Origin of the sequence: Arcicella rosea (assembly GCF_014204325.1) — a bacterium.
GTDB classification, from domain to species: domain Bacteria; phylum Bacteroidota; class Bacteroidia; order Cytophagales; family Spirosomataceae; genus Arcicella; species Arcicella rosea_A.
In genome coordinates, this window is sequence record NZ_JACHKT010000020.1 from 75422 (window position 1) to 95027 (window position 19606).

The window sequence follows — 19606 nt, forward strand, 5'->3', positions numbered from 1 at the left end:
ATTTTAATATGAAACATCTGTTATCACTCAAAGTAAAAATAGCTTTAAGCTTAGTTCTTTTGAGTTTTTCAACACTTTGTATTGCACAAAAAAGCAGTATTCTTACTTTCAAAAATGAATTATCAAGAGAGAAAAAAGATGAATTGATTATCTTGAAAAGAGCTTTCTTAGAAAAAAAACTTGGTAAAATTCCAACATCAAAATATGTAGTTTTTACTTCAGAAACCAAGCAGCCGATTCTTGCTCAGTACGATGATATGAATGCTGATGGCAAATGGGATGAAATTGTATTATTACAATCTTTTTTACCGAAACAAACTAAAAGATTTAAGATTTCAATAGCTGATAGACCAGTGGCAATCAAGGCAGTTGTGAGGGCAAATGTACGTCATCGTAGAAAAAATGCTGATGATACTTTTGGCGATATTTTAGTGAAAGATGCTGTAAAAGGAACTCAACCAGCTACTGATTTTTCAAAACAACCTTTACCTCCATTTTTAACAGAAGGTCCCGCTTGGGAAAATGACAAAGTAGGTTTTAGAATTTACTTTGATACTCGCAATGCTAAGGATATTTGGGGTAAAACTACTACCCAGATGGTGTTGGATGAAGTAGGTGTAAATCCTGCCATCAATTATCATAATCAAGCTGATTGGGGAATGGATGTACTGAAAGTAGGAAAATCTTTGGGAGCTGGAGCCTTAGCTTTGACTTTCAAAAATGCTTCTGGAAAAGATACTTTGGTAAGATTAGGAGATAATAATTTCGAAGAAGTACAGTATGAAAAAATTGCAAATGGGCCAATAAGAGTAGTTTTTAAACTAAAATATAAAAACTGGAAGGTTGCCAAAAACTTAGCACCAGTACAAATTGAGGATGAAATAAGTATTTGGGGCGGACAATACTTTTATGAAAGTAAAGTGTCGTTGAAAAATGCACCCCAAGGCGCAATTTTGACGACTGGAATCGTGAATTTGCATAGCAAAAAATCTTATGAACTTGCTTCTAATAAAACGCTTGGGCTTTTTACGTATGACCAACAAAGTGAGAATCATGATAATTTAGGAATGGCAATTTTAGTCCCTAAAAGTAACTTAGTGTCTTTTGGACAAACACCCAATCAAGGAGCTGCTATTTTAAATACTTATATTGTAAATTTGAAATTAGTGAACGGAAAGGCTTCTTTTAGATTTTATGCAGGATGGGAAAAAAGTGAAGCTTTTTTCAAAACAAAAGACGGTTTTGAGACATTTTTAAAGCATGAAATGGAATAAGAAATAGCATTCAAAAAAAAGTAGCTTTAATGTCAATGGTATTAAAGCTACTTTTTTTAATAGGTGTACAAGCCAAGCTCAAATAAAAAATGATGGATGGCTAGTAAATATCTTGTTCCATAATAAAAAAATTATGTATGTCTTGAATATTTTATAGGGTGTAAAGGTCATTCAATTGTTTCAATGAAAGGTGTTGAGAATACTAAGATGTATGAGTAGAAACTAATCCTCAACAAATTTGTAAACAAATGAAATGTATTTCGTACTTAATCGACAAACCATATTTATTTTTCGACGAAATAGTTTTAGAATTCTACATTAATCCCAACCTTAAAATAATAACATAAGTATCCTTTTTATCATGAATTTCAAGAGAATAGTTATTTGGATACAATGTAGCCAATCGTTTTTTTACATTAGCTAAACCAATACCCCCAAATGTTTTTCTTTGATTATTATTGGTAGTTAAGTTTGATTTACTGTTTTCTACTTCAAAATATAGCTTATCATCATCAACTTTAAGAAGTATTTTGATAAAGCTGTTTGAGTACAAATCTCCAATACTGTGTTTGAAAGCATTTTCCACAAAAGTGATAAGAATCATTGGAGGAATATTTCCATGAATATCACCTTCAATTTCAAAGTTTACTTGTAGTCTTTTCGTATTCCTCATTTTTTCTAATTCAATAAAGTTGGATAAGAAACACACTTCTCTTTCAAAACTAATAGTTGGTTGATTAGACTCATAGAGTACATAATCTAACAAACTAGATAAAGATAGAATGGCATCACTATTCCGTTTGTCATCTGTAACAGAAAGGCTATAAATATTATTGAGAGTATTAGTTAAAAAGTGTGGATTAATTTGAGACCTCAAGTAATCAATTTCAACTTGCTTTTTTTCAGAAATATTTTTGATAAGGGATAAGGTGAGTTTAGTATGGAAGGCAGGTAAAGTAGTTAAAAATGTTTTAAGAACTAAAGAAATAATGACGTTAAATTCAAATACACCCCAAAAGCTGTTATAAAATTTACTCGAATAGTAAGGGTATTCAGATCCTTTAAGTAAAAGATCGTAATGAAAGATTAATTGAATCCTAATGTTAAAAAAAATTGCCAAACTAATTACAAAGATTGCTCCATATAGAATTGTAGCTAGGTATCTATTTTTATGGTTATTGTCCCACAATGGTGAAATTAGATAAACAAAAATGTAGAAAAAGATAGCGTCGGTAAGTGTGTAATAAGAGATGACGATGAAATTGTATTTTGTAGTAGTTACAGGAAGTGTCATAGTTTGCCAGAAACCAATGAACATTATTAACCAAAAAATACAATGTAATAAAATTCGCCTCTTAGCTGATATCCCTTCAATTGGATATATTTTTAAAAATAGTTCTGTGACTTTTTCCATTTTACTTGATAGGTTTAAGCTTATTTATTCATTATCAGGTCTTGTATAGCCTTTAGGTTAATGTTAATTGCAGTTTAGCGATGAATAGATGCTTTTGATTTTCTATTTGAAGAGAATGAGTATTAGGGAAAAAGTTTACTAATCGGTTTTTTACGTTTGCTAAACCAATACCACCAAATATTTTTCTTTGATTATTGATAGTTAAGTCCGATTTACTGTTTTCTACCTCAAAGTATAGCTTATCATCAACTTTAAGAAGTATTTTGATAAAGCAGTCTGCATACAAATCTCCAATACTATGTTTGAAGGCATTTTCCACAAAAGTAATAAGAATCATTGGAGGAATATTTCCATGAATATCACCTTCTACTTCAAAATTTACTTGCAGTCTTTTCGTATTCCTCATTTTTTCTAATTCAATAAAGTTGGATAAGAAACACACTTCTCTTTCTAAACTAATAGTTGGTTGATTAGACTCATAGAGTACATAATCTAACAAACTAGATAAAGATAGAATGGCATCACTATTCCGTTTGTCATCTGTAACAGAAAGACTATAAATATTATTGAGTGTGTTAGTTAAAAAGTGGGGATTAATTTGAGCCCTTAAATAGTCAATCTCAATTTGTTTTTTTTTAGATATATTTTTAGCTAATGAACGAGTGAGTTTAATAGAGAATGCAGGCAAGGCGGTAAGAAATATTTCAAGAATAGCTCTATAAATGGAGCCAGACTTGAAAAGGAATGTATAGTCATTGTAAAATAAAATCATATAACTAAAGTCTACTTTACTATCTTTATGTATATCATTATCAAAAATATATTGGATTCTAATATAAAAAATTATGAATAAACTTGTAATTAATGTAAATGTGTGTAAAATTGTAGAGATGTATCTATGTTTACGATGTTGTGTCCATGCAGGAATAATTCTATAAGTTATTACATAAAAAAAGATTATATCAAGGATTATTAAATAAGAAGTTGTAATGAATTTATAGCTTGTAGGAGCTAAGGGAGTCATTAAAGCTCGCCACAAAAATATAAACATCATTAACCAAAAAACACAATGCAATAAAACCCTTTTCTTAGCAGATACCCCTTCAAGAGGATATATTTTTAAAAATAACTCAGCAATTTTTTCCATGTTAATTAATAGGTTTAATCTTACTTTATCAGTTAATGAGACTTGTATAGCCTTTTATATCAATGCTAATTGTAGTTTAATTATGAATTGATTCTCTTTGTTTTCTATCTGAAGAGAATGTGTATTTGGATACAATGTAGCCAATCGTTTTTTTACATTAGCTAAGCCAATGCCCCCAAATGTTTTTCTTTGGTTATTGGTAGTTAAGTTTGATTTACTGTTTTTTACTTCAAAGTATAGCTTATCATCAACTTTAAGAAGTATTTTGATAAAGCAGTCTGCATACAAATCTCCAATACTATGTTTGAAGGCATTTTCCACAAAAGTAATAAGAATCATTGGAGGAATATTTCCATGAATATCACCTTCTACTTCAAAATTTACTTGCAGTCTTTTCGTATTCCTCATTTTTTCTAATTCAATAAAGTTGGATAAGAAACACACTTCTCTTTCTAAACTAATAGTTGGTTGATTAGACTCATAGAGTACATAATCTAACAAACTAGATAAAGATAGAATGGCATCACTATTCCGTTTGTCGTCTGTAACAGAAAGACTGTAGATATTATTAAGTGTATTAGTTAAAAAGTGAGGGTTAATTTGAGACCTCAAGTAATCAATTTCAACTTGCTTTTTTTCAGAATAATTTTTGACCAAGGAACGAATGAGTTTAATGAAAAATGCTGGCAGGGTATAAAGAATTGTTTTGAGTATATAGGAAATAAAAATTCTAGGCTCAACTAAAAACCAGAACTTATTTTGAAATTTATTTAAAAAACTAGAGTTTACATTAACCCTTTTAAGTAACTCATAATGAAAGATTAATTGAACTCTTATATTAAAAATAATTATGAAGCTAGTTAAAAATATTCCCACATATATAGTTGTAAGCAAGTATCTATGTTTGTGTTTAGAGATCCATAAGGGAGAAACTAAATACACAGTTATGTAGAAAAGGATTGCACTAACAATTATTAAATAAGAAATAGAAGCGAGATTGAAGTAAAAACCAGTTATTGGAATCATTAAAGATTTCCAAAGACTAATAAACATTATCAACCAAAAGATATTATGTAATAAAACTCTTCGTTTGGGTGTTACGCCCTCAATAGGATATATTTTTAAAAATAGTTCGGAAATTTTTTCCATATTAATTGATTAAATCTTGCTTATTAGTATTTTAATTATTTCAATTGTTAAGAGTAATCTTTTACATTAACGCTAATTGTAGTTTAGTTATGAATAGATGCTCTTGATTTTCTATATGAAGAGAATGTGTATTAGGGAAAAGGATGGTCAACCGTTTTTTTACATTGGTTAAACCAATGCCACCAAATGTTTTTCTTTGATTATTGGTAGTTAAGTTTGATTTACTGTTTTCTACTTCAAAGTATAGCTTATCATCATCAACTTTAAGAAGAATTTTGATAAAGCAGTTTGAGTACAAGTCTCCGATACTGTGTTTGAAAGCATTTTCTACAAAAGTGATAAGAATCATTGGAGGAATATTTCCATGAATATCACCTTCTACTTCAAAGTTTACTTGCAGTCTTTTCGTATTCCTCATTTTTTCTAACTCAATAAAATTAGCTAGGAAATTCACTTCCTTTTCTAAACTGATAGTTGGTTGATTGGACTCATAGAGTACGTAATCTAACAAACTAGATAAAGATAGAATGGCATCACTATTCCGTTTATCATCAGTAACAGAAAGGCTGTAGATATTATTAAGTGTGTTGGTTAAAAAGTGTGGACTAATTTGAGACCTTAAATAATCAATTTCAATTTGCTTTTTTTCAGAAATATTTTTGACTAAAGATCTAGTAAGTTTGATGAAAAAAGCAGGTAATGTATTAAAGAGAGTAGTAAAAATGCTTGAAATAATGTAGCCAGACTCGAATATAAACCAAAAGTTATTATAAAATTTAATTAAATAACTAGAGTCTACGTTAGCTCCTTTAAGAAAATCATAATCAAATATTAATTGAACTCTAATATTAAAAATAACAGACAAGCTAATTATAAAAGTTATTACATATAGCATTGTTGCTAAATATTTATATTTGTGATTGTTGTCCCATAAAGGAGTAACTAGATACACAATTATGTAGAAAAAAAATATGCTGGTAATTATGCAATATGAAGTCGTAATAAAATTGTAAGAGATTCCAGTTACTGAATAATTTACTACCTCCCACAAACCAACAAACATCATCACCCAAAAAACACAATGCAATAAAATTCTTCTCCTAACAGATACTCCTTCAATAGGATATATTTTTAAAAATAATTCAGCAATTTTTTCCATGTTAATTGATAGGCTTAATCTTACTCATTAGGGTTTCTTTATAGTTTTGACCCATCGGAATCATTACATTGTTTTTGAGTTCTATCAAACTATTACTTCCATCAATGGCAGATATTTTGTCGGTGGCAATGATATAAGATTTGTGTACTCTCATAAAACTTTGAGGAGGAAGAATCTCTACCATCTTTTTCATAGTAATATGTGTGATAATTGGGCGGTCTGCATCAGTAATGATTTTGATATAATCTCTCAACCCTTCTACATAAATAATATCATTAAAATTTACTTTTATCATCTTACTGCCTTCTTTTACATATACCACAGTTTCTGAAGAGGTATGACTGTCTTCATTGTTTGCAGTATAGTATAGCCGTTTAACTTTTTCTAACGATTTTTTAAATCTATCGAATGAGATTGGCTTTTTCAGATAATCAATTACATCCAAATCATAGCTTTCTAAAGCATAATCAGCATGGGCAGTCATGATTATTACGTGTGGGCTTGGTGAGAGCATCCTGATAAAATCTAGCCCAGATAAATGAGGCATTGAAATATCAGTAATAATTAAATCAACAGTTTGATGAGTTAGAAAATTGGAGGCTTCAATGGCGTTATCAAACACTTGAAGGAGTTCTATCGACGAAATTCGTGATAAATAATTTCTAATGAGGTTTTGGGCAGGTTCTTCATCTTCAAGAACAATGCAACGTAGGATTTTCATATATTTAGGTTCAAGTAGATTAATTAATGGCTTATGTTATAGCGTAAAATGCTTTACAGTCATGTTTATAATACATAAATATGACTGTAAAAGTTGATTTGTGAGGTTTTACACTAAGCAATCTCCTCAAATCCGCAGTAAGGCACAAGTACTTTTGGAATACGAATGCCTTCTGGCGTTTGGTTGTTTTCGAGAATTGCCGCCAAAATACGTGGTAAAGCTAAGGCAGAACCATTAAGCGTATGCAATAATTGAGATTTTCCTTCAGTTTTCATGCGTAGCTTCAAACGATTGGCTTGATAAGTTTCAAAGTTTGAAACAGAACTTACTTCCAACCAACGACCTTGAGCAGCAGACCAAACTTCCATATCATAAGTAAGAGCAGAAGTAAAGCTCATATCGCCACCGCACAAACGTAATACTCGGTAAGGCAATTCTAATTTTTGAAGAATGCCTTGTACGTGCAACGACATTTCCTCTAAAGCTGTGTAAGAATTTTCTGGCTTTTCGATACGGACAATTTCAATTTTATCAAACTGATGCAAACGATTCAAGCCACGAACGTGAGCTCCCCAAGAACCTGCTTCACGACGGAAACAAGGCGTATAGCCCGCATTTTTAATGGGTAAATCTGTTTCCTGTAAAATCACATCACGATACATGTTGGTAATCGGTACTTCTGCCGTTGGAATCAAAAATAAATCATCTTCAGTAGCGTGATACATTTGTCCATCTTTATCAGGCAATTGACCCGTTCCAAAACCAGATTCTTTATTGATTAATATAGGAGGTTGAATTTCGGTATAACCTGCGTTGATAGCTTCGTCTAGGAAGAAATTAATCAAAGCCCGTTGGATTCTTGCTCCTTTTCCTTTATACACAGGAAAGCCCGCACCTGTAATTTTGTTGCCCAATTCAAAGTCAATAATGTCGTACTTTTTGATTAAATCCCAGTGCGGTTGAGCATTTTCTGGTAATGTAGGAATTGCCCCATTTTCTAAAACCACCTCGTTTTCTTCTGGTGTTTTTCCCGCAGGAACACTGCTGTGAGGTAAGTTTGGTAAAGTAACTAATACTTCATATAATTCAGCTTCGGTGCTTTTCAATACTTCTTCTAATTCCTTAGAACGAATTTTCAAAGCACTGGTTTCAGCTTTAGCTATTTCTGCTTCATCTTTTTTACCAGCTTTCATCAAGCCACCAATTTCTTTGGCAAGGGCGTTCGATTTGGCTAAAGTACCGTCCAATTCCACCTGCGTTTCACGACGTTTGTCGTCTAAGCACAATACTTTCTCAACGATTTCTTCTGCATCTTTGAAGTATTTTCGTTTCAAGCCCTCAATTGTTGTGGCTTTGTTTTCTTTAATTTGTTGTATTTGTAACATAAGTTTTTAAATATCTAACTCACAAAATTGTCTTGCATTAAGTATTGGAATTTGTTGATATGGATGAAGCACCAATAAATCTTCATCGCCAGTAATGATAAAATTTGCTTTAGCTGCTATGGCAAGAGATAAAAATTTGTTATCCTTTGAATCCCTACAATCAAAAACAGGATTTTCGATTTGAATCCAAAGTGCTGCTTTTCTAAAACTACTTAAAAACCCAAATCGAGTTTCGTCACTGAGGTATTTATCAAATTTTCTGCGAAAAAGTACATCGACAAGTTCAGCAAAAGTTTCTTCTGAAGCCAATAAAACTCCATTGGCAAGTGCCTTTTGATATGCTTGTGCTGTAATACTTTTTCCATCGGGTGAAATAACAGCACTTAAAAGTGTATTGGTGTCAAACACGAATTTATGAACGTGATTCATTATCAATTTCTTTTAAAAGCTCATCAAGCATTTGATTCGTTAATCCATTTTGAGAGGACTCCTGTCTTATAGCTTCGGAGCTTTCTAACAAGTTTCGATTTAAAGCATCTACGAATCTGATTTTTAGGAGATTTTCAATGGCAATCATAGCCGATTCTTTTTCCTTTTCAGAAGCATTCTTGAATGCGAGATAAATTCCATCAGGAATATTTACTGATAATGCTTTCATGACGTATAAAATTTATTTCCACAAAGATAAAAAAAATAGCCGTGCTGGAAACAGGTTTCACAACACGGCTATTTAGCGATGTCGTTATAATCAAGGAGCGGAGAAAATATCTTTCATCGCATCTTCATACAAAAAGCAACGTTCGTTCAAAGCATTCAAAGCCGCAGCTTTGTTTTTGCCGTGAATCAATAAAGTAATATTATGTTCGGAAGCTCCGTAGCAAATCATTCTAATTGGAATGTTTTTCATGGCTTCTAACACTTTCAAGGCAATTCCTTCTTTATCAGCCGAGAAATTTCCTACGATACAAACGATAGTCTGGTCTTTATCACATTCTTCTAAATCAGCGAATTGACGTAATTCTGCCATGATTTCTTCTAAATGTTCGTCGTTATCAATGGTTACAGAAACCGAAACTTCCGAAGTTGTAATCATATCAACTGGCGTTTTGTATTTTTCAAATACTTCAAATACTCTACGCAAGAAACCATAAGCATTCAACATTCTGGTTGAGTGAATGTAAATGGCTGTTAAATTATCTTTGGCAGCAATCGCTTTAATTTCACGGTCAGATGTTTTGTCGGCAATCAAAGTTCCATAAGCTGCTGGTTCCATGGTGTTTTTCAAACGAACAGGAACGCCCTTCATTTTGGCAGGAGTAATGGTACTTGGGTGTAAAATTTTTGCACCGAAATACGCTAATTCTGCTGCTTCTTCAAAAGTCAACTCACGAATTGGGAACGTTTTCTTCACAATACGTGGGTCGTTGTTGTGCATTCCGTCGATGTCTGTCCAGATTTGTACTTCTTCTGCTACAATCGCTCCACCGATTAACGAAGCTGTATAATCTGAACCGCCACGCTTCAAGTTATCGACTTCGCCACGAGGATTTCTACAAATAAATCCTTGCGTAATAAAGATTTGTTTGTCGGTGAGTTGTCCGAGAATTGCTCCTAATTTTTCCTCTGTAAATTTTAACACTGGCTCATTGTCAGCATCAATTAACATAAAGTCTAAAGCAGGCAATAAAGCGGCACTTATACCTTCTTCACGCAAGTATGCTTCGAACATTTGGGTAGAAAGTAATTCTCCTTCTGCTACGATTTCTTTTTCTTGCTTTACTGAAAAAGGCTTGATATTTACTAAAGAACGAATGAACGAAAATTCCTTTTCGATAATAGCTTTTCCTTCTGCGTAGCCAGCTTCTGTACTGTAAAGTTCTTTTATAAAAGATTCGTAATGTGCATACAACTCGTTGATTTTCTGAGTTGCCTCGGCATCATTATGCGATTTTAATGACTCACCAATAGAAATCAAAGCGTTTGTAGTACCCGAAAGGGCAGACAAAACGACAATTTTACGATTACCATCTTCAGTAATCAAATTTTTAATTGAGTGCATTCGCTCGGGCTTCCCAACGGAAGTTCCCCCAAATTTCCAAACTTGCATTTTCTAAACGATTGTTTTCTTAAATAATATTTTAATTTTTTCTAAAAAAGTATCTATGTCGATGATTTCTACTTTTGGAAAATCAATGTCTTTTAATGGATTGAAGTGTTTATCATTTGTGACGATAAAATCTACATTTCCAACAATAGCTGTGTCTACAAATTTATTGTCGTCATAATCATTTTCTAAAAGCCCCCATTTAAAGAAAATTTCTCTTTTTTCAACATTAGGCTGAGCGAGTAGCATTTTTATGATATTATCGATTTTCTCCCAATCGACACTAACAATACATTGGTGTCTAAGATGATTCTCATAAAGTATAAGATGTTCTTAAATGTTCATTAGACCATTCTTTCATCGTTTCCTCTGTCCAGTTATTATCATCCCACAATTTGTCCATTTCTTCACTTGCTTTCTCAGCAAAGTAGTTGCCAAGTAACAGTTTAATTTCAATCAATTGACTATCAGTAACTTTGTAGCTAAACAACTTTACTAATTCTAATTGAAGATTCGTAAGTTTTTGAGCAGGTACCATAATTTCGATTTAATTAATGTGAATAATAAAAAACAGAATCAATCTCATGCCTTGATTATAAAAACACACATACTATTAAAACGCCAACATTTTCACCGCTGTTATCGCTGCTTCATCGCCTTTATTTCCATGGATTCCTCCTGCACGGTCGAGGGCTTGTTGTTCGGTGTTGGGCGTTAATACTCCAAAGATAACAGGTTTGTCGTATTTTAAACTCACTGTGGTAAGTCCTTGAGCGACAGCATTGTTAATATAATCGTTGTGTTTTGTTTCTCCTTGAATTACACAACCGATACAAATGATGGCGTCGATTTCTGATTTTTGAGCCATTTTTTGTGCAGCAAATGTCAATTCATAACTGCCTGGAACATTTACTCGGATAACATTTTCTTCTTTTGCTCCGTAGGCTAAAAGTGTTTTATGAGCTCCTGCTGCCAAGGCATTAGTAACTTCTTCATTCCACTCTGCCACGACAAGGGCAAATTTTTTATCACTTACATCGGGTAAGTTTTCCGTAGAAAAGATACTTAAATTTTTATGTGCTGAAGACATGATTTTTACGGGCTTTAGGCTATAAGCTTTAGGCATTTTTTATTGACTAAACTTTAGCTTATGGACAAATTGTACAAAAAAAGGGATAAGAACTACTGCTCTTATCCCTTCTGTATCAATATGTTGATTGATTTTCTTATTCAGAGACAGAGCCTTCTAACACCGCTTTATATTTCTTAGCGTTGATGGATTCAGATGACTCTGCATATTTTTCTACGATTTCTGTATAAACAGCTAAAGCTTCTTTTTCTTCTTTATTTGCTTCGTAAGCAGCAGCCAACTTCATTAAATAAGTAGGCGTAAAGAATTTATTAGCTTTGTATTCAGCTGCTTTTTTGTAATAATCAATAGCATCGCTATATGCTTTTTTCTCTGTATAAGCATCACCGATTAAAGAATAAGCACGAGCTTGCACCAATAAATCTGAACTGCTGAAAGATTTTAATTGCTCAATTGCTGCATCGTATTTACCTTCTTTCAAGTTAGCAACACCTGCATAAAAGTTAGCTAAGTTTCCAGCATTTCCACCGAAATCTTCTGCTACTTTCGTCAATTCTTTTGCTGCTACTTTATTTGAATCTGCTTCAAATTGATAAACTGCATTGAATAATTTTGCTTGACCTTCTTCGTCTTGAGTAGTTTCATAATATTTGTAGCCAAAGTAACCTAATACTACTACGACTAATACACCTGCAACACCTGCAAATAATCCCTTGTTGCTATCTACAACATGTTGTACTTTATCAAGATCATTTCCTAACTCAGTTTTTAATCCTTCTGCACTTTCCAAAAACTCAAGGGGTGTTTTTTCGTCTTTCTTTGTCATTGTTGGTTTTTATCTTTATTTGTTGTTGGTTATTTGTCTTTGTATAATGAATTGATAATGAGTTTACAAAGCAAATAACTAATCATTTTTTACTAGCTTCAAAATCGGATTGCAAAATTAGGAAATCTCTTGGAACTTTAAAGGTTTTTGTTTAATCTTTTCAAGGCTAATTCCAAAACTACCTAAAATAATGGTAATTAATGAATTATTTGCCTAAGATTTTCACTCAAATTTATTATTCAACTGTATTAAGGTGTTGAAAACTATTTTTGTCGAAGCCAATTTTCTGGATTTTGTTTGTCGAATGTTTTCCAAACTTGAAAATTTAATTCAGAAGTTCCGTCTGTATCCGAAGCTACTTCTCCTACTTTTTGTCCAGATTGTACTCTTTGTCCATTTCTTACTGCAACATTTGAAAGTTTACTATAAATGGTAAAATAGTCACCATGCTGAATGGCTACTACCATATAAGTACCAGGAATTGAAACGACAGATTGAACTATGCCGTCATAAACTACACTTACATCATTTCCTGCACTTGTTTGAATATCAATGCCGTTGTTGTTTGTTCTTACTCCTCTTAAAACGGGATGGTTATGAACCCCAAATCTACTAGAAATAAAGCCAGAGTTGACCGGCCAAGGCATTCTGCCACGCAAGGCTGAAAAGGAACTTGCCAATCTAGTTTCTTCAACATTCATGGCAATGGCTTGTCTGTTTGAAGGGGCTTTTTTAGTACTTTGGTTACGCTTATTCGCCAATAATTCACGCTCTTGCGAACGTTTAATTTCACGCTCTACAATTTTGGCAATCATTGTTTCCAAACGTTCTACTACTTTTTTATTGGCCTCTAATTGTGCTCTTAATTGTTTTTCTTTCTGGCTTAGTTCTGTAACTACTTCAGTTTGTTTACCTTTTAATACTTGTAGGTTTTGTGTTTCAGTAATTTTTTCACGTAAAACGGCATCTTGCTCTTGCTTTTTTTGTAAAATCTTTACTTGTTCTGTCAATAATTCGGAACGAACTTGTTGAATCAAAAGTGCTTGTTTTTCACGAGCGGCAGAGTATTGTTGGAGATATTTATAACGCCGAATTAATTGATTGAAGTTGGTAGAAGAAAACAGAAAACTAAGTTTATTTACTTTATTGCTGGTTTTGGCAGCGGTAAAAACCATTTTAGCATATTCTGCTCTTAGTTTTTCGAGGTTGCCCGAAAGTTCTCCTGTTGCTTTTTTTAATTCTTCGGCTTCATTTTGAAGTAATTGTTGATTTTCAGAAATGATGTCAATCTGTTTGGCTTGCTTATCAATTCTTTCGCCTAGTGCGTTGAGTTTACCTACACTTGCTTCCTTTTTTTGTTCAGTTTTTTCAATGATTTTATTGATTTCCTGAATTTTCTGCAAGTTTTCTCGCTTTGCCGCCTCTAATTTTTTCTTTTTATCCTGAGCAGTCGATAGGTTCGGAACGAAATACAACAAAACAAGAAGCAGTCCAGAAACGAATTTCAGGGCTGCTTGATGCTGCTTGATATGTAAATTCAACTTTTTGATAAAAGATTAATTTTTATTTAATAGTTTTTCAGGTACTCTGAAAGGAAATTCCAATGGAGTATCTAATAGTTCAACCTTGGTATGTTTTATGTTCACAAGTGTTTGATACATTTTTTGATCTTCTTTCGATTGATAATCTAAAGTGATTAAACTTGACTGTGGAAACAAAAATTGATTCAAAGTTGTAAAGTCATCAAAGTCTAAAGTTAATTTATTACTTGTATCTTCCTGAGTAAGTAAGATTTTTTTTAGCTTTTTATTTTCGCCAATGTAATTATCAATCAATACTTTGTTTTCTTGTTGTTTCAATAAGTAATACTCATTACTACGAGTTACTCTTGATTTATTTTTTTTGAAAGGACGATTTCCTACCACCAAAGCTTGAAGAATATCATAATTTACATTGAAATTAAATTTTTCTGCAAAGCTTGAATAGGAATATTCCTTGTATTCGCCATGATATTTATCGTAAAGTTTCACCAAACTATCGTTAAAAAGTGCAGTAGCCACAGTAATGCCGAATGCCGAAACATTCATCCAAATTAAACTGTCTTTACGCACTCTAATATCAACCGTGAAGCTTTGATTATCTTTTGCCGATTTGTACGAAACCTTTGCTTTTGCCTTTAAATACTTGAAGTCAATTTCATCAATTTTTACTTTCTCTTCATCTGTCGTTTCTGTCACTACAACTTCTGGAGTAATTACAGGTTGGGTAACGAGCGAATCATTGGCAGGTTTAGATTCTGCTAATTTTAGCGAATCTATGACTTGAGTATCGGAAGTTTTACTGATATGCTGACGTTTACAAGAAGCAATAAAAAATGTAAACGCTAAAAGAATTAATGAGTAATGTTTCATATTTTAAGATTATGTAATTAATAGTTTAATGATTAAAATCTTTATTCTATTAATTTCATTTCTGCAATTTTTTTATCAATTAAAGTACTGGTCGAGCCAATGGTTTTTGCTTTTTTCCATTGTTCTACCGCTTTTTCTTTCTCTCCTAATTGGAAAAGTACATCTCCATAATGTTCTACAATAGTGCCACTATTACTTTTATTTTGAACAACGGCTCTTTCTAAATAAATGCGAGCTTTGTTATAGTCTTTCATTACATAAAGTACCCACGCATAAGTATCCAGATAAGTCCCATTATCGGGATGTTTTTCTACAAGTCTAGCACCCATTTCAGCGGCTAATTCCATTTTTTCTTTTCTCAAGGATAGAAAATAAGTATAATTATTCAGCACATGGTCATTATTTGGGTCAACTTTTAGGGCAGCTTCGTAGGCTTCATCTGATTTTTGATACTTACTCAAACTATTATAAGTATCGCCCAAAAGTGCGTTGATGTGTTGAACCAGTTCTGAACCCTCAGGCGTGAGTCTTCTAGCTTCCTCTAATGATTCTGAGGCTTTGTTATGATTTCTTTTTTGATAATATGCCGAGCCATTCAAATACCAAAATGCGGCTTGGTTCGGAAATACTTCAATCGCTTCTTCGCTGTGAACGATGGCACTGTCGATTTGTCTTAATTTAAAATCAATATTGATGATATTTCCCCATACTTCGTTGATAGATTTATCTAATCTTGCCGCTTTCACATATTCATCTCTTGCTGATTTTTCATCACCTTTTTGGAAAAGTAAATCGCCATAAATCGCATGAGATTTTGGGTCTTGAGGATTGGTCTTCACCAAGATTTTTACTAAATTGAAAGCTGTTTCTTTTGATTTTTCATCTTTCGCCATGTTCATATAACCAATCAGAATACGGGCTTTCGTCGTAACATCTAGGCTGGCATCTGCAAAAGCTAATGCTAATTCACGATTACATTTTTCAATATCTCCTTTTTCCTGATACAGTTGTGCCAGCATAATATGTGCTTGTGCATTTTCAGGATTCATTTTCAATATTTTCTCAAGATATGGAATCGCTTGGTCGTTTCGTTTGTTCGACATCAACAATTCCGCTTGGTCGATGTTATAATCAATCTCTTCGGGGTCTGAAGCAATGAGTTTTTCACCTTCTTTGATGGCTTCTTCTACTTTACCCATTTTTACCAAAACCATTTGTTTTTGGCGAGTAATTTCTTCGTTGATACCAATGATTTTCTCTGCACGATTATACGATTTTATCGCTTCGTCTAAATGATTGTCAAAAATATAAACGGCAGCTTGCGCAACATAAAATTCAGATTTTGAAGGATTCAGCGCAATTAAACTTTGATAAATTTTAGCCGCATCATCATATTTTTGTTTTCTAACATACAAATCTGCCAACAATTCGCCGTAGGTTTCGTTTTCTGCATTTTGCTGAAAAGCTTTTTCTGCATAAATAATGGCTTTACTTTCGTCCTTCAATTTTAAATAATTGTTCGACATCGCATATAAAATTCCACTATTATTGGGAACGATGGCTAAGGCTTTTTCATAAGATTCAATGGCTTTATCATAATCTTCCATCATATAAAACTTCATCCCTTCCGTAAAAAACGATTCGGCCTCAAGCAATTGTGCTTGCGATGTTTCTTCTTTTTTCTTAGAAGATTCACGTTTTTGAGCATACGAAAACTGTCCAATTACTAAGAAAGCAACGAGCAAAGAAGTAATATATCGAAGATTGAAATTCATCATTAAATATGTAGCAAATTGAAGAAATAAAATACTGACAAAGTGTTTTTGCTATATCAACGATTTTATTTCTTCAAAGTTAAGTAAAATCTGTTTATCCGTCGTTGAATAATATTTTATCAAGCCTAAAACGAATATATTTATCATTAGGTATATCGAAATATATACTTCTGATTAATTTTTCGAGATAGACAAATGGAAGATTTTTTACTCGTTTGGCTGATAGGCTTGGTCAAGTAATTGAACAACCGCTTGTATTTTTTGACTATCTGAATAAGCAATTTCATATTCAGGAACTGCTGGCAAACCGCCCATGGCAATGCCTTCTTTTCGATAAATCATGGCGGAATCTCTGGTTGATTTTCCTGTTAAATGAATGGCATCAACGCCAGTTTGAGCAATTGTTAGGGCATTGTTTAGGTTTATGCCACTTCCAACCATGATTTGTATTCTGCCATTGGCTTGTTTTACTAAATTAGTTATTTCTTCGATACCGTCGATAGCGATATTTTTCTGTCCAGAAGTTAATACTCTTGTACAACCCGCTTCAATAATGGTTTCTAATGCTTCAGCATAATTGGGCGTCATATCAATTGCTCTGTGGAAAGTTACTTGCAAAGGGGCTGCTAGTTTTACTAATTCAGCGGTTTGTTGAATGTTTACTTTGCCATCTGTTTGTAAAATTCCTAAAACGATGCCAGCACAACCGAGGGTCTTCATCGAAAGAATATCAGCTTTCATAACTTCAATTTCCTCTTCGCTATAACAAAAATCTCCACCACGTGGACGAATCATTGCGTGTACTTCTATGTTTACTTTTTGAGTAACCATTTTCACTAAACCAGCCGATGGAGTAGTGCCGCCTTCAAACATCGAACTACAAAGTTCTATTCTGTTGGCTTGGGCTTTTTCGGCTGCAATACATGATTCAAAAGAATAAGCACATACTTCTACAAGTGGTTTTCGGGATAAAGTAAGGTTGGGATAATTCATTGGGATAAATTTAATGTTTATTTAATCTCTCAAAGCAAGATTAAGTATTTTGTTGAATTTCAGGATAATAAATCAGTTTGGCTACAAAATTGTAAATAATTATAGCTTTAAGTGTACTTTTTTCAAATAAATTTAGTTAATTCAACACAAGATTTTACAGAAAAAAGTTTTTCGTAAATAAAAAACGCATACTTTTGCAATCCTGAGAAAAAGAGGAATGAAAACTGCTAAAAAGTAAGCTGGTAAGTATCTTATTCTCAGTATTTTATTTTTAAAATTAGTAATTAATTGTAATCAAATTCATATAATATGTACTGGACACTAGAATTAGCATCCTACCTAGAAGATGCTCCATGGCCTGCCACGAAAGATGAACTAATCGATTTCGCTATCCGTACTGGATCGCCACTTGAAGTAGTTGAAAATTTGCAAGAATTGGAAGACGATGGTCAACCTTATGAAAGCATCGAAGAAATCTGGCCAGATTATCCTACTAAAGATGATTTCTTCTTTAATGAAGATGAATATTAGCATTGGATATTAAGAGTTATCACGAAGTGCCACCTGTTGAGGGTGGCACTTTTTGTTGATGCCTAATTTCATTTCACCATATACAACTAAATATTAACATGAATAATATTAAAGTTACACTCGTCGCTCAATTCCAGCCTGAACATAAAGTTATTATTTTGCCGATACTTCAAACAGAAGAGCTTTCGGTTGAATTAGCACAAATTGCTGAAACCTTTGGAGTTGACGCTCTTTTACTTCAAACTGATTTTAAGGCTGACTTGAAGGAAATACATTCATTTTATTCGACTGGTAATCAAAAAATTATTTTGTTGGGTTTGGGCAAAAAAGCTAATTCGTCAGAAATTATTCGTGCTTTCAGAACGCTGATTCATCAACAAAAAAGCAAATTACCGAATGAAATAACAATTGATGCACGAAAGCTTCCTGAAACTTGGATTGAATTTATCGTTAACGGAAGTATTTTGGGTACTTATGATTTACGTTTGTACAAAACGGATGAAAAAGCAAGTATTCCACTTTTAGGAAACGATGGCGTTTTGAATATTCTTGCTGAATCAGAAAATGCTCAAACCTTGGTTGAAAAAGGAAAAGCCATTGCAGAAACCCAAATGCAGGTTTTTGATTTGATGAATGCTCCAGCAAACAAAAAATCTCCGCATACTTTAGCAAAATGGGCGGTAGCTTCTGGCGAAAAATATAATTATTCAGTAAAGGTCTTAGAAAAACAGCAATTGAATAGCCAGAAATTGAATGCACTTTTGGCTGTTGGGCAAGGTAGCGAACACGCTCCGATGTTGATTATTATGGAGTATCGTTCTCCAAAGGCAAAACAGACTGTAGGTTTAGTTGGTAAAGGAGTAACTTTTGATACGGGCGGTATTTCGATAAAATCTTCAACCAATATGCACTTGATGAAGTCGGATATGGGCGGAGCTGCCGCTGTTTTTGGTGCGATAGAATTAGCCGCAAAACTTGAATTGCCTGTTCATTTAGTGGGAATTGTGCCTGCTTGCGAGAATGCTGTGGATGGGAAATCGTTCAAGCCAAGTGATGTCATTAATTCTTATTCAGGAAAAACGATAGAAATTATTGACACAGATGCCGAAGGAAGATTGATTTTAGCAGATGGACTAAGTTATTTGACTCGCAATTTCAAGGTTGATACTATCATTGATTTAGCTACTTTAACAGGAAGTTGTGTGGCTACTTTGGGTTATCATGCAGCAGGAATGTTTACTAATAATGATGAGTTGGCGGATACTTTAACCGAAGCGGCTAACCAAACTGGTGAAAGATTGTGGCGTTTGCCTTTGTGGGATGTTTATAAAGAAGATATTTTGTCGGATATTGCCGATGTCCGTAATTACTCTGGAAAACCAATGGCAGGTGCTATTTCTGCGGCAAAATTTTTAGAAGTATTTACAGATAATCACCAAAATTGGGCACATTTGGATATTGCAGGAACAGCTTTTGGCGATACTGATTTTGCACCACAAAGAGCAGGAACGGCTTTTGGAGTAAGATTGCTAGTCGATTTTTTATCGAAAATATAGTACATAGTTTCTTGGCTTAATCCTTAGATTTTACTAATTTTAGTTAATTGCGAAATCTATGTAAATCCTAA

At 33.1% G+C, this 19606-nt stretch carries 20 protein-coding genes; 3 read left to right on the top strand and 17 right to left on the bottom strand.

Going from position 1 to position 19606, the window contains the following annotated elements; translation table 11 throughout:
• Positions 1-8 precede the first annotated feature (8 nt).
• The gene (locus HNP25_RS13895; RefSeq protein ID WP_184135040.1) at positions 9-1274 is read left to right on the top strand and encodes a DUF4861 domain-containing protein; all 1266 of its coding nucleotides are present in this window, start codon (positions 9-11) and stop codon (positions 1272-1274) included.
• 313 nt (positions 1275-1587) lie between these two features.
• Here the strand turns inward: HNP25_RS13895 and HNP25_RS13900 are convergent, their stop codons facing one another.
• From HNP25_RS13900 to HNP25_RS13980, 17 genes are all read right to left on the bottom strand, one after another.
• Positions 1588-2688 carry a sensor histidine kinase gene (locus tag HNP25_RS13900; protein ID WP_184135042.1) on the bottom strand — a complete coding sequence of 367 codons (1101 nt, stop codon included), beginning with the start codon at positions 2686-2688 and terminating at the stop codon, positions 1588-1590.
• Between the two features lie 52 nt (positions 2689-2740).
• The gene (locus HNP25_RS13905; protein ID WP_184135043.1) at positions 2741-3835 is read right to left on the bottom strand and encodes a sensor histidine kinase; all 1095 of its coding nucleotides are present in this window, start codon (positions 3833-3835) and stop codon (positions 2741-2743) included.
• Between the two features lie 54 nt (positions 3836-3889).
• Positions 3890-4984 (bottom strand): sensor histidine kinase, encoded by a 1095-nt coding sequence (locus tag HNP25_RS13910; protein WP_184135045.1) that lies wholly within the window; start codon positions 4982-4984, stop codon positions 3890-3892.
• Between the two features lie 61 nt (positions 4985-5045).
• Positions 5046-6143 (bottom strand): sensor histidine kinase, encoded by a 1098-nt coding sequence (locus HNP25_RS13915; protein WP_184135047.1) that lies wholly within the window; start codon positions 6141-6143, stop codon positions 5046-5048.
• A 1-nt stretch (position 6144) separates the two neighbouring features.
• Positions 6145-6864: a LytR/AlgR family response regulator transcription factor gene (locus HNP25_RS22000; protein ID WP_184135049.1), complete on the bottom strand. Its 720-nt coding sequence runs from the start codon at positions 6862-6864 to the stop codon at positions 6145-6147.
• A 113-nt stretch (positions 6865-6977) separates the two neighbouring features.
• Complete coding sequence (gene serS / locus HNP25_RS13925) at positions 6978-8249, bottom strand: serine--tRNA ligase (protein ID WP_184135050.1); 1272 nt, start codon at positions 8247-8249, stop codon at positions 6978-6980.
• Between the two features lie 6 nt (positions 8250-8255).
• Positions 8256-8678 (bottom strand): putative toxin-antitoxin system toxin component, PIN family, encoded by a 423-nt coding sequence (locus HNP25_RS13930; protein WP_184135052.1) that lies wholly within the window; start codon positions 8676-8678, stop codon positions 8256-8258.
• Positions 8662-8907, bottom strand: coding sequence for a hypothetical protein (locus HNP25_RS13935; protein WP_184135054.1), 246 nt, complete (start codon positions 8905-8907; stop codon positions 8662-8664). Before HNP25_RS13935 ends, HNP25_RS13930 begins: the two co-directional genes overlap by 17 nt.
• A 90-nt stretch (positions 8908-8997) precedes the next feature.
• Positions 8998-10356, bottom strand: coding sequence for an aspartate kinase (locus tag HNP25_RS13940; protein ID WP_184135055.1), 1359 nt, complete (start codon positions 10354-10356; stop codon positions 8998-9000).
• Positions 10357-10359: 3 nt separating this feature from the next.
• Positions 10360-10602, bottom strand: coding sequence for a PIN domain-containing protein (locus HNP25_RS13945; protein WP_221432474.1), 243 nt, complete (start codon positions 10600-10602; stop codon positions 10360-10362).
• 64 nt (positions 10603-10666) lie between these two features.
• Entirely contained in the window at positions 10667-10891 is a 225-nt protein-coding gene (locus tag HNP25_RS13950; protein ID WP_184135057.1) for a hypothetical protein, read from the bottom strand.
• 75 nt (positions 10892-10966) lie between these two features.
• A complete protein-coding gene (gene ribH, locus HNP25_RS13955) occupies positions 10967-11443 on the bottom strand; it encodes a 6,7-dimethyl-8-ribityllumazine synthase (protein ID WP_184135086.1) in 477 nt (158 codons plus the stop codon).
• Between the two features lie 136 nt (positions 11444-11579).
• Entirely contained in the window at positions 11580-12269 is a 690-nt protein-coding gene (locus tag HNP25_RS13960; protein ID WP_184135058.1) for a tetratricopeptide repeat protein, read from the bottom strand.
• A 263-nt stretch (positions 12270-12532) separates the two neighbouring features.
• Entirely contained in the window at positions 12533-13810 is a 1278-nt protein-coding gene (locus HNP25_RS13965) for a murein hydrolase activator EnvC family protein (RefSeq protein WP_184135060.1), read from the bottom strand.
• 15 nt (positions 13811-13825) lie between these two features.
• Complete coding sequence (gene lolB1, locus HNP25_RS13970) at positions 13826-14680, bottom strand: lipoprotein insertase outer membrane protein LolB1 (RefSeq protein ID WP_184135061.1); 855 nt, start codon at positions 14678-14680, stop codon at positions 13826-13828.
• Between the two features lie 41 nt (positions 14681-14721).
• Positions 14722-16458, bottom strand: coding sequence for a tetratricopeptide repeat protein (locus tag HNP25_RS13975; protein WP_229202866.1), 1737 nt, complete (start codon positions 16456-16458; stop codon positions 14722-14724).
• Between the two features lie 204 nt (positions 16459-16662).
• On the bottom strand, positions 16663-17448 hold the full coding sequence (locus HNP25_RS13980) for a copper homeostasis protein CutC (RefSeq protein ID WP_184135063.1): 786 nt from the start codon (positions 17446-17448) through the stop codon (positions 16663-16665).
• Positions 17449-17757: 309 nt separating this feature from the next.
• Between HNP25_RS13980 and HNP25_RS13985 the strand changes: the two genes are divergently transcribed.
• On the top strand, positions 17758-17979 hold the full coding sequence (locus tag HNP25_RS13985; RefSeq protein WP_092018230.1) for a DUF2795 domain-containing protein: 222 nt from the start codon (positions 17758-17760) through the stop codon (positions 17977-17979).
• Positions 17980-18077: 98 nt separating this feature from the next.
• Positions 18078-19535 carry a leucyl aminopeptidase family protein gene (locus tag HNP25_RS13990; protein ID WP_184135065.1) on the top strand — a complete coding sequence of 486 codons (1458 nt, stop codon included), beginning with the start codon at positions 18078-18080 and terminating at the stop codon, positions 19533-19535.
• Positions 19536-19606 lie beyond the last annotated feature (71 nt).